The sequence below is a fragment of the Paenibacillus sp. ALE2 genome (genome assembly GCF_054113385.1).
Genome location: NZ_CM134213.1, coordinates 39,967 through 53,554 on the forward strand (window position 1 = coordinate 39,967; position 13,588 = coordinate 53,554).

15 protein-coding genes, 6 tRNA genes and 1 riboswitch are annotated in these 13,588 nt (G+C 45.2%); of the genes, 6 read left to right on the plus strand and 15 right to left on the minus strand.

Translation table 11 applies throughout. The features are described 5' to 3' along the window. The 5 genes from kdpC to ACXHJ1_RS00210 form a co-directional block, all read right to left on the minus strand. The gene (kdpC, locus tag ACXHJ1_RS00190) at positions 1 to 729 is read right to left on the minus strand and encodes a potassium-transporting ATPase subunit KdpC (protein WP_457905385.1); all 729 of its coding nucleotides are present in this window, start codon (positions 727 to 729) and stop codon (positions 1 to 3) included. A 19-nt stretch (positions 730 to 748) separates the two neighbouring features. After that, positions 749 to 2,779, minus strand: a complete 2,031-nt coding sequence (kdpB, locus tag ACXHJ1_RS00195; RefSeq protein WP_017426533.1) for a potassium-transporting ATPase subunit KdpB — start codon at positions 2,777 to 2,779, stop codon at positions 749 to 751. 52 nt (positions 2,780 to 2,831) lie between these two features. Continuing rightward, positions 2,832 to 4,508: a potassium-transporting ATPase subunit KdpA gene (kdpA, locus tag ACXHJ1_RS00200; protein ID WP_107733993.1), complete on the minus strand. Its 1,677-nt coding sequence runs from the start codon at positions 4,506 to 4,508 to the stop codon at positions 2,832 to 2,834. 145 nt (positions 4,509 to 4,653) lie between these two features. Beyond that, positions 4,654 to 4,731: a K(+)-transporting ATPase subunit F gene (kdpF, locus tag ACXHJ1_RS00205; RefSeq protein WP_080561203.1), complete on the minus strand. Its 78-nt coding sequence runs from the start codon at positions 4,729 to 4,731 to the stop codon at positions 4,654 to 4,656. Positions 4,732 to 4,915: 184 nt separating this feature from the next. Further along, positions 4,916 to 5,311, minus strand: a complete 396-nt coding sequence (locus ACXHJ1_RS00210; RefSeq protein WP_016820703.1) for a hypothetical protein — start codon at positions 5,309 to 5,311, stop codon at positions 4,916 to 4,918. Positions 5,312 to 5,424: 113 nt separating this feature from the next. After that, a riboswitch (cyclic di-AMP (ydaO/yuaA leader) is annotated at positions 5,425 to 5,596 on the minus strand. A 463-nt stretch (positions 5,597 to 6,059) separates the two neighbouring features. On the opposite strand from ACXHJ1_RS00210, the gene ACXHJ1_RS00215 reads away from it, so the two are divergent. Further along, positions 6,060 to 6,545 carry a glutathione peroxidase gene (locus ACXHJ1_RS00215; RefSeq protein ID WP_019686563.1) on the plus strand — a complete coding sequence of 162 codons (486 nt, stop codon included), beginning with the start codon at positions 6,060 to 6,062 and terminating at the stop codon, positions 6,543 to 6,545. Between the two features lie 149 nt (positions 6,546 to 6,694). Here the strand turns inward: ACXHJ1_RS00215 and ACXHJ1_RS00220 are convergent. Beyond that, a tRNA-Leu gene (locus ACXHJ1_RS00220) sits at positions 6,695 to 6,777 on the minus strand. Between the two features lie 263 nt (positions 6,778 to 7,040). Between ACXHJ1_RS00220 and ACXHJ1_RS00225 the strand changes: the two genes are divergently transcribed. Then, positions 7,041 to 7,778: an urease accessory protein UreF gene (locus ACXHJ1_RS00225; RefSeq protein WP_031463112.1), complete on the plus strand. Its 738-nt coding sequence runs from the start codon at positions 7,041 to 7,043 to the stop codon at positions 7,776 to 7,778. Between the two features lie 290 nt (positions 7,779 to 8,068). Then, entirely contained in the window at positions 8,069 to 8,290 is a 222-nt protein-coding gene (locus ACXHJ1_RS00230; RefSeq protein WP_013369935.1) for a Rha family transcriptional regulator, read from the plus strand. Between the two features lie 116 nt (positions 8,291 to 8,406). On the opposite strand, the gene ACXHJ1_RS00235 is transcribed toward ACXHJ1_RS00230, so the two are convergent. The 6 genes from ACXHJ1_RS00235 to ACXHJ1_RS00260 form a co-directional block, all read right to left on the minus strand. Further along, complete coding sequence (locus tag ACXHJ1_RS00235; protein ID WP_107733995.1) at positions 8,407 to 8,790, minus strand: helix-turn-helix domain-containing protein; 384 nt, start codon at positions 8,788 to 8,790, stop codon at positions 8,407 to 8,409. Between the two features lie 87 nt (positions 8,791 to 8,877). Further along, the gene (locus tag ACXHJ1_RS00240; RefSeq protein ID WP_016818372.1) at positions 8,878 to 9,252 is read right to left on the minus strand and encodes a helix-turn-helix domain-containing protein; all 375 of its coding nucleotides are present in this window, start codon (positions 9,250 to 9,252) and stop codon (positions 8,878 to 8,880) included. A 187-nt stretch (positions 9,253 to 9,439) separates the two neighbouring features. After that, positions 9,440 to 9,895, minus strand: a complete 456-nt coding sequence (locus ACXHJ1_RS00245) for a MarR family winged helix-turn-helix transcriptional regulator (RefSeq protein ID WP_017426529.1) — start codon at positions 9,893 to 9,895, stop codon at positions 9,440 to 9,442. 165 nt (positions 9,896 to 10,060) lie between these two features. Continuing rightward, positions 10,061 to 10,143, minus strand: a tRNA-Leu gene (locus tag ACXHJ1_RS00250). Between the two features lie 15 nt (positions 10,144 to 10,158). Beyond that, positions 10,159 to 10,234: transfer RNA gene (locus ACXHJ1_RS00255), tRNA-Lys, on the minus strand. 86 nt (positions 10,235 to 10,320) lie between these two features. Beyond that, positions 10,321 to 10,392, minus strand: a tRNA-Glu gene (locus tag ACXHJ1_RS00260). 246 nt (positions 10,393 to 10,638) lie between these two features. Here ACXHJ1_RS00260 and ACXHJ1_RS00265 point away from each other — a divergent pair. Continuing rightward, positions 10,639 to 11,400, plus strand: a complete 762-nt coding sequence (locus ACXHJ1_RS00265; RefSeq protein ID WP_017426528.1) for a DeoR/GlpR family DNA-binding transcription regulator — start codon at positions 10,639 to 10,641, stop codon at positions 11,398 to 11,400. 72 nt (positions 11,401 to 11,472) lie between these two features. Beyond that, a complete protein-coding gene (locus tag ACXHJ1_RS00270; RefSeq protein ID WP_031463111.1) occupies positions 11,473 to 12,348 on the plus strand; it encodes a Cof-type HAD-IIB family hydrolase in 876 nt (291 codons plus the stop codon). Between the two features lie 168 nt (positions 12,349 to 12,516). Here the strand turns inward: ACXHJ1_RS00270 and ACXHJ1_RS00275 are convergent. The 3 genes from ACXHJ1_RS00275 to ACXHJ1_RS00285 form a co-directional block, all read right to left on the minus strand. Next, positions 12,517 to 12,605, minus strand: a tRNA-Ser gene (locus ACXHJ1_RS00275). Position 12,606: 1 nt separating this feature from the next. Next, a tRNA-Asn gene (locus tag ACXHJ1_RS00280) sits at positions 12,607 to 12,682 on the minus strand. A gap of 44 nt (positions 12,683 to 12,726) precedes the next feature. After that, positions 12,727 to 13,239, minus strand: a complete 513-nt coding sequence (locus ACXHJ1_RS00285) for a SprT family protein (RefSeq protein ID WP_340864420.1) — start codon at positions 13,237 to 13,239, stop codon at positions 12,727 to 12,729. Positions 13,240 to 13,381: 142 nt separating this feature from the next. On the opposite strand from ACXHJ1_RS00285, the gene cmpA reads away from it, so the two are divergent. Next, positions 13,382 to 13,516: a cortex morphogenetic protein CmpA gene (gene cmpA / locus ACXHJ1_RS00290; RefSeq protein WP_016821163.1), complete on the plus strand. Its 135-nt coding sequence runs from the start codon at positions 13,382 to 13,384 to the stop codon at positions 13,514 to 13,516. Positions 13,517 to 13,588: the final 72 nt, after the last annotated feature.

The window sequence follows — 13,588 nt, forward strand, 5'->3', positions numbered from 1 at the left end:
CTATGACTTAACTGGCTTTACCTTCATTAGCGCTTCAAGCGCGAGATTCAGCTTGAGCACGTTCACACGCGGCTCGCCGAACACTCCGGCGCTGCGGCCTTCTGTCTGCTCCTGCACCAGCGCCTTCAGCTGGTTCTGCCCCATCCCCGTCAAGCCACTAATACGCGGAATTTGAGCCTGTGCCGCCTGTGGCGAGATGTGCGGGTCCAGACCAGAGCCGGAGTTCGTAATCAGGTCCACTGGAACCTGACTGATGGGTACATCCGGGTTATGCTTCTGCCAATCCGCAATAGAATCCTTGATCCGCTTCACCAATGCCGGGTTCGAGGGTGCGTAGTTACTTGAGCCTGAACCAGCTCCATTATAATCGATACTTGATACCCGGCCTTGGAAAAACGCTGGATTGGTAAAGGACTGCCCAATCAGCTCAGAGCCGCTTACCCGCCCCTCCGTGTCACGAAGCATACTCCCGTTTGCTTGCTGCGGAAACAGGACTTGCGCCACTCCTGTGCTGACCAGCGGGTATGCCAATCCGCACAATAGGATCATTAGCACAGAAGTTCGCACAGCCACTCCAATAACCGCGCTTCCTCGCATCTCTTGTCTCTCTGGTTGTTTTTCCGATACTGCCTCCGTCCCTGTATGCATATTCTGGCCTTGTCCACCAGATCCGGCTTTCTCATGTGCAGCAAATCTGCGTCCAGACAACATCCGATAAAAACCACTCATGTCGCTCACCCTTTCTGCACTAAATCCACAAATGTACCAGCAAATCAATGGCCTTAATCCCGACAAACGGTACCACCATACCGCCCAGACCATAAATCAGTAAATTCCGTCCCAATAGCCGATCCGAGCTCATTGGCTTATACTTTACACCCTTCATTGCCAGCGGAATCAGAAGTGGAATAATGACTGCATTAAAAATAAGCGCCGATAAAATAGCCGATAACGGGGAGCCCAGCCTCATGACGTTCAATGCACCCATTTGCGGAATAGCCAGCATGAACATCGCCGGGATAATGGCAAAATATTTAGCCACATCGTTCGCAATACTGAACGTTGTCAATGCCCCACGTGTCATAAGCAGCTGCTTACCGATGGCGACCACCTCAATAATTTTGGACGGATCAGAATCCAGGTCCACCATATTAGCAGCTTCCTTGGCCGCGACTGTGCCGCTATTCATGGCTAGACCGACATCTGCCTGCGCCAGCGCAGGCGCATCATTGGTACCATCTCCGGTCATAGCCACCAGCTTACCCTGTTCCTGCTCACGGCGGATAACCGCGATTTTGTCCTCCGGCTTGCTCTCAGCTACAAAGTCGTCCACTCCCGCTTCCCGTGCAATGGTAGCTGCTGTCAGCGGATTATCACCTGTACACATAATCGTGCGGATGCCCATTTCCCGGAGCTGATCAAAACGCTCCTTCATGCCCGGCTTCACCGTATCCTTCAAATAAATAATGCCGTATATCCGATCATCCAGCGCCACTGCCAGCGGTGTCCCCCCTTCTGCGGCTACCTGATTCGCTTTTTCCTCCAAATCGGTCGGAACACTGCCTTTTTGCGATACAACCCACTGCCGGACAGAGTCCACGGCGCCTTTGCGTACTCTTCGTCCATCAGCGAGATCCAGACCGCTCATCCGGGTTTCTGCTTTGAACTCGATAAAAGTTCCACCTGCTGCCAAGGATTCATCCAGCGTGTATTCCTGCTTACGCATCAATTCCAGTACCGAGCGTCCCTCAGGCGTCTCATCCTTTAGTGAACTCATCGCCGCCCATTTCGCTAGCTCTGCCTTTTCTATACCATCTACAACCACGAATTCACTCGCCATCCGGTTACCGAAGGTGATGGTACCCGTTTTATCTAGAATCATCGTATTGATGTCCCCGGATGCTTCTACCGCCTTGCCTGACATGGCCAGCACGTTAAACTGGGTAACTCGGTCCATACCAGCAATTCCAATGGCCGACAAAAGCCCGCCAATCGTGGTCGGAATCAGACAGACCAGCAACGAAATCAGCACGGGGACAGGCAAATCAATCTTAAAATGACGGGCTATCGGGGCCAGTGTCACCACCACAATGAGAAAAATAATCGTTAAGCTAATCAGCAATGTATTCAGCGCAATTTCATTTGGCGTTTTTTGCCGCTGTGCACCTTCCACGAGCGAAATCATTTTATCAATAAACGTTTCACCCGGCTCAGTCGTAATCCGCACCTTAATGCGGTCACTGACTACCCGCGTCCCGCCGGTTACCGAGCAAAAATCACCGCCCGATTCCTTAATGACCGGAGCTGATTCTCCCGTAATTGCAGATTCATCCACTGAGGCCAGGCCTTCAATAACCTCACCATCGCTTGGAATCATTTCGCCCTGAGAGACGATTACCACGTCACCTTTACGCAATGCTGTTGAGCTGACCACCTGAATCTCATTCCCGACGAGCTTATTAGCTTGTGAGTCCTGCTTGGATTTTTTCAAGGAAGCAGCTTGTGCTTTCCCCCGTCCCTCCGCGAGCGCTTCAGCAAAGTTAGCAAAAAGCAGCGTGAACAACAAAATAATAAATACAGCCAAGTTAAAGCCCATTTCCTTGCCGGTTCCAAAATAACCGGGAAGCAGTAGCATGAGCAGTACGACCAATGTACCGATCTCCACGACGAACATGACAGGATTTTTCATCATGATCATCGGATTTAATTTGATAAAGCTATCCTTGACCGCCTGCTTCAAGATGCTTCTATCCAGCATGCGTTTGCGTTGTTCCTTCATGATCAAGCACCCCGTTCATCCATTCTCATTTTCCTTCTATGCTCATTCTTCATCACATGGTCAAAAATTCAGCTACAGGACCCAGTACGATCACCGGCAAAAAGGTTAACGCACCAATCAACAGGACCACTCCGATTAGGATGGCTCCAAACAGCTTGTTGTCCGTGCGCAGTGTACCCATTGTCACCGGGGTCGGCGCTTTGGCATTCAACGAAGCCGCCACAGCCAGCAATGCAATCATGGATACATATCGTCCAAAGAACATAACCGCTCCTGTCGTAACGTTCCAAAACACGTTGTTATCCGAAAGACCTTCAAATCCCGAGCCGTTATTTGCCGCAGATGATGCATATTCATAGATCACCTGAGTCAACCCGTGATATCCGGGGTTAGAGACCGCATCGTATCCCCAATGACTCATAAATGCAAGCGCAGTTGGAGCAAGAATAAGAAACGGATGTACCAAAATGGCAATCGCAATCAGCTTCATTTCCTTGCCTTCAATTTTCCTACCCATAAATTCCGGGGTTCTTCCGACCATCAGTCCGCATATAAACACTCCCAGAATCGCATACATCAGCATATTCATCAGCCCGACGCCCTTGCCGCCAAAAATGACGTTTAGCATCATTTCTCCCAAAGCAGCCATACCACCTAGCGGGGTCAATGTATCATGCATATTATTGACCGAACCTGTCGTTGCCGCCGTTGTGACCGCAGTGAATAATGCCGATTGTCCAATGCCGAAACGAACCTCTTTCCCTTCCATGCTTCCCTGAGATGCATCCATACCCAGTGCCTGAATTAACGGATTACCTGTTTTCTCCGACACATACGTTATGGTTAGAAAAATAAGGAACAAGACCATCATCGAGCTGAAAATAATCCAGCCCTGCTTGCGATTACGGGCAAACAATCCAAATGTATACGGCAGCGAAGCCGGCATTACCCACATTGCCAAAATTTCCAGTACGTTCGTCCAAGGATTTGGATTTTCAAAAGGATGCGCAGAATTAGCTCCCGCAAAACCGCCCCCGTTCGTGCCCAAATGCTTGATGGATTCCAATGAGGCAATGGGTCCCATAGCAATCTGCTGCTGTGTACCACTTAAAGTCGTAATATCCGCCGTGGGTTGTAGCGTCTGTGGTACTTTTAATCCCACCAGCACCAGCGTAAGTACAAAGGCAAGCGGCAGGAAAATCCGTATGTTGGCTTTAATAAAATCTTGAAAAAAATTACCCAGCCCTTCACCGCGCCGCGTCAATCCCCTCATAAAAGCCGCAGCAACCGAAAACCCCGAAGCAGCCGAAGTAAACATCATCATCGTGACGAACGCCATCTGTGTCAGATACGTAAGCCCGCTTTCTCCGCTATAATGTTGGAGATTCGTATTGGTCATAAAGCTGATTACCGTATTAAAGGCCAATGATGCTTCCATATTACTGTTCCCAACCGGATTGCCCGGGAGTATAGCCTGCAAGCGCAATAGCAGGTAGCTGATCCCCACAAGCACCACATTGGTTGCAATGAAACTCATAGCGTACGTCGTCCAATGCATGCTGTCCTGTTTCTTCAAGCCTACAGCCTTATAAATCAGCTTTTCCGTTCCACCAAAAATCCGATCCGTCCGATTCGGTTCATTCGAGAATACGTGATACATATAGGTGCCCATCGGCTTTACCAAGAGCAACAATATGATGATCACAATCCCAATTTGCAGTAGCTCCATCCTCTATTCCTCCTTAAAATGCTCCTGCATTTGGAACAACAGACCTGATTCAGACCATCCATTGAGTGCACACGTTTGCGAAAATCTGCATCTCTGATGCTGCATTCTTGATCTGCTGTTCCCGCCTGCTCGATCCTATAGTTGACTAGAATTTTTCAGGATTCAGGAGTGCATAGATTAAATACACGAACACAATAGCCGTAAGTCCTAGCACAACGATCATCCTCTTCGCCCTCCTTTTGAGGTCTGTGCATCACACCAGCGTACAAACAGCAGTATCACTCCATAACTCACAGCCATTACGAGCAGCATGTATAAATCCATCATGTTCATACCCTCCGTATCGCTTTTCAGATCTTTATTTCCGATTCCATCATAAAATCACAAAGCAGCTATGTTATAAGTGCTTATCCGTTCAGCAGGAAACCCACCTCTCCGTTCAATGTGTAGATCACATGGTCCGCTCCCAATCCCCGATAAATTCCTTGTGGATTACAGCCGTGCGTAATAACATAGATCAATTCTGATGTTAGTGGCCGACATATTTGCAGGAAACGGCAAGTTAGATTCAAGCTGTTTTCGAACAAATACACACTACCAATTTCTTTTTTAGGAAAATTCCATTTTCCCGCTTGCATCGTATTGATGCGCACAATGTGCTCTACACCCATTTTTTTGAGCTGTCGTTCCTCCTGGGTGCTATTTGTGAGAACTGCAAACGCCAATTTTTTGAACATAAGCAATTTCACAAAACTTCTGCCCGCTTCATTCGGTGCAGTGACAATAATTAACCGACCTTCCATCAGTAGCTCCTCTCCCGGTATAAAAAGACAACAAAAAGAAGCCGAAGGAAAAAGGCTTCCTCCGGCTTCATACATTCCATGATAAAATAAACCATGGCTGCACACGGCGGTTTGTTGCCTCTCCCTGTACGCTTACGAGGTTAGCTGTCGGATTCGGACGTGAGAGTCGCCCTATTTACGGCACTTGGCCGGAAAATTCACCCCATGAGACACACGGCTTGCAAAGCCGTATATACTCGTTGGTTCCCCCGCTTTTGCAACTGCAAAATTCAGCGCTTTAGACAATTCGTTGTTGCTTCATTGTTGTTAATTTGAAATTACGTCTTGAATCATACACCCGTGCAAGGAAGACTGTAAAGCTCAACGGCAAGGCTATAAATCACCCTTTAGAGCATAGAAGATTAAGGATAACGCTTACAACCAACCTATGCTTCTCGTATCTCTCTAAAACTCTGTATTTCACCCCTTTTTGAAAATGAAAGGCATGTCAATATTGGCGTAGGGTATGGTACGGTTGCCCTTTATTTATAAAAAAGAAAGAAAATGCGCTATATGTACTAGATAATTATCGAATGAAGCCTTTTTTATGAGAAGAAACACCTCAATTTGCTCCATTTGAAGTGCGATTTACCGTTTTGAACAAAAGACGATTTTACAATGCACAATGTCTGTAGACTCTTCTGGACTTGCAACCCCTTGTTGAATTGTTCACAATTTAATTGTAAAATATTTAATTAGGAGGGATATCATGAGCGTATATAAATATGATGCACAGACCCTACAAGGGGCACAAATTCCGTTATCCACATACGAAGGGAAAGTTCTTCTTATCGTGAATACTGCCAGCAAATGTGGGTTAACCCCCCAGTACAAGGCGCTACAAGAGCTATATGACCAGTATCATGAACAGGGGCTCGAAATTTTGGGATTTCCCAGCAATCAGTTCGCCAAACAAGAGCCGGGTTCCAGCGAGGAGATCTCCGAGTTTTGCCAACTCAATTACGGAGTGACCTTTCCCATGTTCGCCAAGACAAATGTTAACGGTGATCAGGCACATCCTCTATTTCGCTACCTGACCCACACTGCTCCAGGCGTATTAGGCTCCAAAGCGATCAAATGGAATTTTACTAAATTTTTAATTACACGAGAAGGTAACGTATTTAAGCGTTATGCGCCGCAAACCACTCCAGACAAGCTTGTAGGAGATATTAAGAAGCTTTTGCAGAAAAACTGACAATCTTTATGCACTACAGTTAACGAGCGGTCCGTTGTCCATACGACCGCTTCTGTGACGGGAGGATATAACGAAAAGTATTTAACAAAAAAAGCATCCCTTCACGTAAAACGTGTCAGGATGCTTTTTCAACTGGGTATTGCATATAATGCGGTCGAGAGGACTCGAACCTCCACGGGCGTACGCCCACTACCCCCTCAAGATAGCGTGTCTGCCATTCCACCACGACCGCATGTCATAATGTATTGAGGCAACAGATTTATTATACTCTCTCAGCAACAATTTGTAAACAAGAATATTATAATTATTTTCAATGTAACTTTATATAACATATATAAGCAATAAAATTATTTAATTTGACATAATTGAGTTCGAAGTGTAAATATATATTACATAAATATTTGAATTATTATTATAAAAATAAGATTTGAATCAAATAACATCACACAAATATTCACTTCAAGGAGGCGAACCGTCCTGCATAAAGGTAACCGGTTGCTAAACTACGCATTATTGTTGGACCCTTCCCTACCTATTGGTGGTTTCACCCGTTTCTACGGATTGGAGGAGCGTTTCCGCGCTGGACACCTGAACAGTCTACAGGATCTGAAACATTACATGCGAGACGATTGGTATCCTCAAATCACAACCCTTGACGGCATGGCCATTAAAAGTCTGTATGCAGCCATCCAGCAGAATGACGGTTGGCGGATCGCCCTTATTGATAAAATGCTGCACACCCAACATCCTTCCTCGCAGCATGTAAAAGAGTCGCGACTTTCCGGCCAGCGACTGCTCAAGCTCACCAAGGCTCTCTATCCTTGGCTTGCATTTGACCAACTGGAAGACACACTCACTCAATACAATGCAATTGGCACACTCGCTACTGTCCACACTTGGATTAACTCCCTCCTCGGAAGCGATATAGAACAGACCATTCACGGCTATTTTGCCACAGCGGTATCCTTCTGTATCGAAGATGCCTTTAGACTGCTCAATCCTCCTTATGAGGAAAAAAATCCTCTTATCGATCATATGACCAGCGAGTTGCTTACCACCTGGAAGAAGATTAACAAACCTACGCCAAGCTCATATCAGCGCCATCTTTTCCACAGCCATCGGACCAGCTCCTACATCACTCAGCCACCCTATATGAGCCATAGCAGCCAATTGAATGCATCCAGACCCTTTTCCTCCTCCGTCCTATTTAAACACCTTCCAGCATCCCTCTGATGCGTCGTTTACCAATCTAGCAGTCACAATAAAAATACTCTGCCCTTTTCTCAAGCGGCAGAGTATTTTTATTCATGTATCCCAAATTCACACCAATAACAGACCATAGTCGGATTATTTTCACTTTTTGCACTTAATTAAGTAATTATTTTAATAAAATAACGTATTTAAAATTGAATAAACACGTATAAAAGTGTATCATAGTTTTAGATGGTTAATTCTAACATGTTTACTGATGATTATTATATCACACCAATTATTCCGCAAGAATCCGTAAGGGGCGATTTCTCTTGAACAACAAAATGCCTGTCACCTCCTTCGGGTGGGCCATCAAACAAAGGCTTGTCGAGCTTCGACTGGATCAGAAAACATTTTGCGAGACACACAACATTCCGCCTTCACGCTTGTCCAATCTGATTCACGGCACCCGCAAAGCACAAAGGTACAGAAAACAAGTTGCTGCAATTCTGAATATCGACGATAACGATTATAAGGAGGCGACACCACACTAAACCGAACAAACATTTTAGCAACCAATGCGTCGCCATATTATCAGGAAACCAAATAAACCCGTAAACCGAACCCTCAGTTCGTTTTACGGGTTATCACCCAGGCGTTTAGCCATAGATTATTCAAGTTTTGTTTTGTCCTTCTCTCTTTTTTGCTTACGGTACTTCGCAAATTCAACGTATTCTAAAATAAAGTTCTGTTCTTCTGTATCAAGATCTTCAGCCTGGCAATTCAGTGGCCCCATCACCCCAAAAAAATAAGCAGCCTTCTGCTCCTGAAGCACGCCTTCCCCCGGCTTAATCCCTTTCATCAACCAGTCGAGCGATACATTAAAAAAGTCCGAAATCTGAATCAAATGGGCGGTACCCGGCGTTGTTTTTCCCCTTCTCCAATCACCGAGATTCCCTGAGCTAATTTTAAGCTTTTCACAAAATGCCTTCTTGGTCATTCCTCGATCCTTAATTAAAGCTTCAATCCGCTGATAAATAGTTTGATCTCCCACAACGTTTCCCCTCCGACACTGTAGCTTTTTCTAATTAATTTTCAATTGTACATATTAGAATGTCCTTATCAAACCCCACAGCAAACATTAATCAGTAGTTGAATTGGGCTGGTTTTTCTCTTTACGAAAGCGGGTAAATTCAATATACTCAAGTATAAAATCTCTTTCCGCCTCACTTAGCGATCCCCCCTGGCAATTCAGTTGCCCTGAAGCTCCAAAAAAATAAGGGTCCTGCGACTCCTTCAGCACCTTACTCTGCACGTCTCGACCCAGCATAATCCAATCCAGACTAGCGTCAAAAAAAGAAGCGATTTCTATGAGTTTATTCGTGCCTGGTGTCGTTTTTCCTCTTTTCCAATCTCCAAAGTTCCCTGTACTAATGCCCAACTGCTGGCAAAACGCCTTTTTCGTCATACCTCGTTCCTTAATGAGCTCCTCAATGCGTTGGTAAATAGATTGCATAGAAGTTCCTTCCTCCCTAGCAGGCTCTCCAAATAACGATATCATGTCCCTTGTTCCCTTTTTCAAAGATCACGTGTGCTAAAATTACCGAATTATGTATGTTGATTTTCATTATACCACAATATGCAACAAAAACCGCCTGTTTTCCGAAGAAAGGGCGGTCTTTAAGTCAGTTCGATTACGCCAATCACGTAGCAGAGTTGTCGATTTTAAGTAAAATCCGCTTCAATTCGTTCAACGTTTCGCTTAAGTGCAATAAATCTTCTTCCGGCAGATACACCAGTCTCTCTTGAATTTTATTAGAGAAGGTATGAAACACCTGTTCACAAAAAGCGTCGCCTTCTTCTGTAATGGCTACGTTCACGACTCTACGATCCGAGTCGCACGATTGGCGGTCAGCCAACCCATGCTCCACCAGCTTATCCAGAAGAGGAGTCATGTTTGGACGAGAGACATTTAGTTGTTTGGACAAATCGGATACCGTAGACGAACGCACTTCACGCAGAAGCAAGAGTACCTGAAAGTTATTAGGCGACAAATGCAACGGAAAATCAAGCGGACCGTAGGTGAAAAATTTCTTCTTCACAATCGGAAACAAGCCCAAAATATTTTCTGATATATTTCCTAACAGTTGAGTGTCCATATTTTTCACCGTCACTTCATAAGTTTATATATTTATTATTCTATAACATTATGGCGTTATATTATACTATGGAATCATTATTTCATCATAATCATTGTTTAATTGCATCCATGCACAAATAAAAAAAGCCTCTAACGCGAGAGACTTTTCCGTTTATTCCATTGATGCGGTCGAGAGGACTCGAACCTCCACGAGCGTACGCTCACTACCCCCTCAAGATAGCGTGTCTGCCATTCCACCACGACCGCATAACAAAATATAAATGGTGAGCCATGAAGGACTCGAACCTTCGACACCCTGATTAAAAGTCAGGTGCTCTACCAACTGAGCTAATGGCTCATGCTGTTCATCCTAGCTGTCCGCCATTAGATCAGACCTCAGGAATTCCCCTTAAGCATGCAACATGTAGTCTGTAAAGACAACAATGACCCGTAGGGGATTCGAACCCCTGTTACCTCCGTGAAAGGGAGGTGTCTTAACCCCTTGACCAACGGGCCTTATGAATGTACACCAACTTGGCGACAAGAAAGAGTATATCAAATAGAATAGTAAATGGCAATACTTATTTTTAAACTTTTCAAAAAAGCTATTTTATATAATTGTAAAATGCATATTTACTTACATTAACTTATTTATTATCAACTAAACCCTGAATAATCACGATAAATGATTGCAATATCACTTACATTTACTTATAATCACTTACGAGATACCGAAATGATTATATATCAGAGGAGCTTTCTATGTATCAGGAAGAACGAATGTTAAAAATCGTTGATTACTTACAGCTTCACAAGCGTATTTCGGTGGATGATATTTGCGAAATTTTTAATGTTTCACGGGATACGGCCCGCCGAGACCTGGTAAAACTTGAGGAGCACCAAAAAATTATTCGTACCCGCGGCGGTGCCCTTCTCCCTAAACTGCATCACGATCCAATTGGAAATTATAACGAAAGACTACTTACTGTATCTGAGGAGAAACAAGTGATCGGACAATTGGCTGCCAGTATGGTACGAGATAGGGATCGTATTATATTGGATTCCTCTACCACCGTACAGGCGTGTGCAGAAAGACTGAATGTGCAGGAATGTTCGGTTATCACCAATTCAATCAATCAGGCTGACGTACTATCTGGAAAAGACGGTGTCTCCATTCATCTATTGGGGGGCCGCCTCCAAAAAGAACACCGATATGTATACGGTTCGTCCGTAATCGCCACTTTGTCTCACTATTTTGTAGACAAAGCTTTTATCGGGATTGGAGGCATATCAGCTCACGGACTAAGCCTGATTCATGAAGAGGACGGTATGCTGAAGCATCAGATGATGAAACAGGCAGATCAGGTGATCATCCTTGCGGACCATTCGAAATTCGGAATCAATTTCCCGTATCGTTTTGCTGATTTGTCTGAGGTTAATATCGTGATCACAGATCGCTTACCAGAACCGGCGATGCTGGAAATTTTGCAACACCATGATATCGAAGTTGTTGTCCCCTCATAAACTTGAAGCCAATCGCTCTAACTAGGCGCAATATGTATAACAGAGATATCAGAAGACAGGAGCTGGAGAGAAATGAAACTGTTTGCGATTGATATGGATGGAACGCTATTGAACGAGGAAGGAAAAATAAGCAAAGCCAACGCAGAGGCAATCCGCAAGGCACAGCAGCAAGGTGTTCAAGTGACGATTGCCACTGGCAGAGCCGCTTATGATGCCTGGACAAAGCTAGAGGAAGCAGAGCTGGTTACTCCCGTCATCGGGGCAAACGGCGCCACTGTGCACGATGTGCATCGTCGCCAGCTAACCTCTACTCCTATGGGCCGGAGCGAAACATTTGAAGTGCTAAGCTGGCTCGAGGGTAACGACTTCTACTATGAGGTCATGACAGACCGGGCTATTTATTCTCCACAAAAGGGGCATCAGCTACTTGCTGTTGAAATGGACCGCTTGCTGAGCGCCAACCCAGATATTTCGCTGGATACTTTATTACATGCAGCTGAAAAACAATATGAACAGACCGGGCATACCCGCATCGCTTCATATGAGCAGATTCCACTGGATGTAGAGATATATAATGTGCTCTGTTTCTCCTTTGATCATGCCAAATTGGAACGGGGGCGTAAACGTTACCGAGATTTTCAAGGTCTAAACATGGTCATCTCCTCAGATCGCAACTTTGAAGTCGAGCATAAGGATGCGTCTAAAGGTAATGCATTGCTTTATCTCGCGAATTATCTGAACATCCCTATGCAGGAAGCCGTAGCGATCGGTGACAGCTATAACGATATTTCCATGCTGACGATGGCCGGAAGAGGTATTGCCATGGGCAATGCAAATGACGACATTAAGGCTGTCTGCTCCGAAGTTACCCTGACCAATGTGGAAGATGGCGTTGCTCATGCTCTGTTGAACCTCCTCAACACCGTCGAGGCTGACACTGTAAAATAGAAGGGATTAGTTGCGTACTGCGTACAACTCAGGCTAACGCTGTTTCATGCTGTACGCAACATGTCCGTCTTACATATAACAATTCTTAAAAAGCAGATCTAGACGAAAAAGACGCTCGCAAGCATGGTTACCATGCATACGAGCGTCCTTTTCTGTTTGAAATACCAACGGAGAGAGAGGGATTCGAACCCTCGCACCGCTTACGCAGTCTAACCCCTTAGCAGAGGGTCCCCTTATAGCCACTTGGGTATCTCTCCATGGCTCCCCGAACAGGACTCGAACCTGTGACAACTCGATTAACAGTCGAGTGCTCTACCAACTGAGCTATCAGGGAATATTACTGTAGATTATCATACAGTATGGTTAATTTACCATGAATCAGGGGGCCTCGTCAAGTGCCAACAAGCGAAGTTTACCTCCACATTTCCCACAGCGATATCGCTGTGGATTCATTTTACGCTTACGCATATACTCCTGTTGACAGGAAACACACACTAGCTTGTAACGATAAGGCTGAGGCTTTCTTCCCACTCTTCCCGGTAGGGTCTGACAATGCCTGCTTCCTCCTACGCGAGCCAGCCATGCTTTGAAATCAGCATCGCGATGCTGGTAGCCCATTCCGCGCAGATGTAGATGATAATGGCACAGCTCATGCTTTATAATTTTTTCCACCTCAGAATGTCCATAAGCCGCGAGTTGATGTGGATTAATTTCAATATGATGACTTTTCATAAAATATCGACCGCCTGTAGAAGACAGGCGCGCATTAAAGGTGGCTTGATGTTGAAACGGCACGCCAAAGCTCTCCAGCGAGATGCGCTCTACCCATTCTTGAAGTTCTTTATTACTCATGGAAGGGTTCATTGAATTGCTCAGAGACTTGGACTCCATCCTTACGGTTTCCCTCCTTTGCTTCATACTGACAAGCATATTATAAAATGAAGGCCGAAGTCTAACCCTGGTTCATAAGCACACTTTAGGTATCCACCCCATATGCTAAACATACAGATGTAACGCAGAGGAGGAGATCGGCTTGCCTCAATGGCTCAGCAACCAGCTCATGCGGGCCTTTTACAAGAAGGACCGACGCCAAATTAAACTGTTGAACGATTGTTGGTTTTTTTATCATAAAGCACCTGGTATAGAATTTGACGCCAACAACGGGTAGAAGCAGAAAAGTTCCAGAAATGAAAAACCGGAGTCTCCAATATGATTCGGAGATTCCGGCTTTTTTTACTCT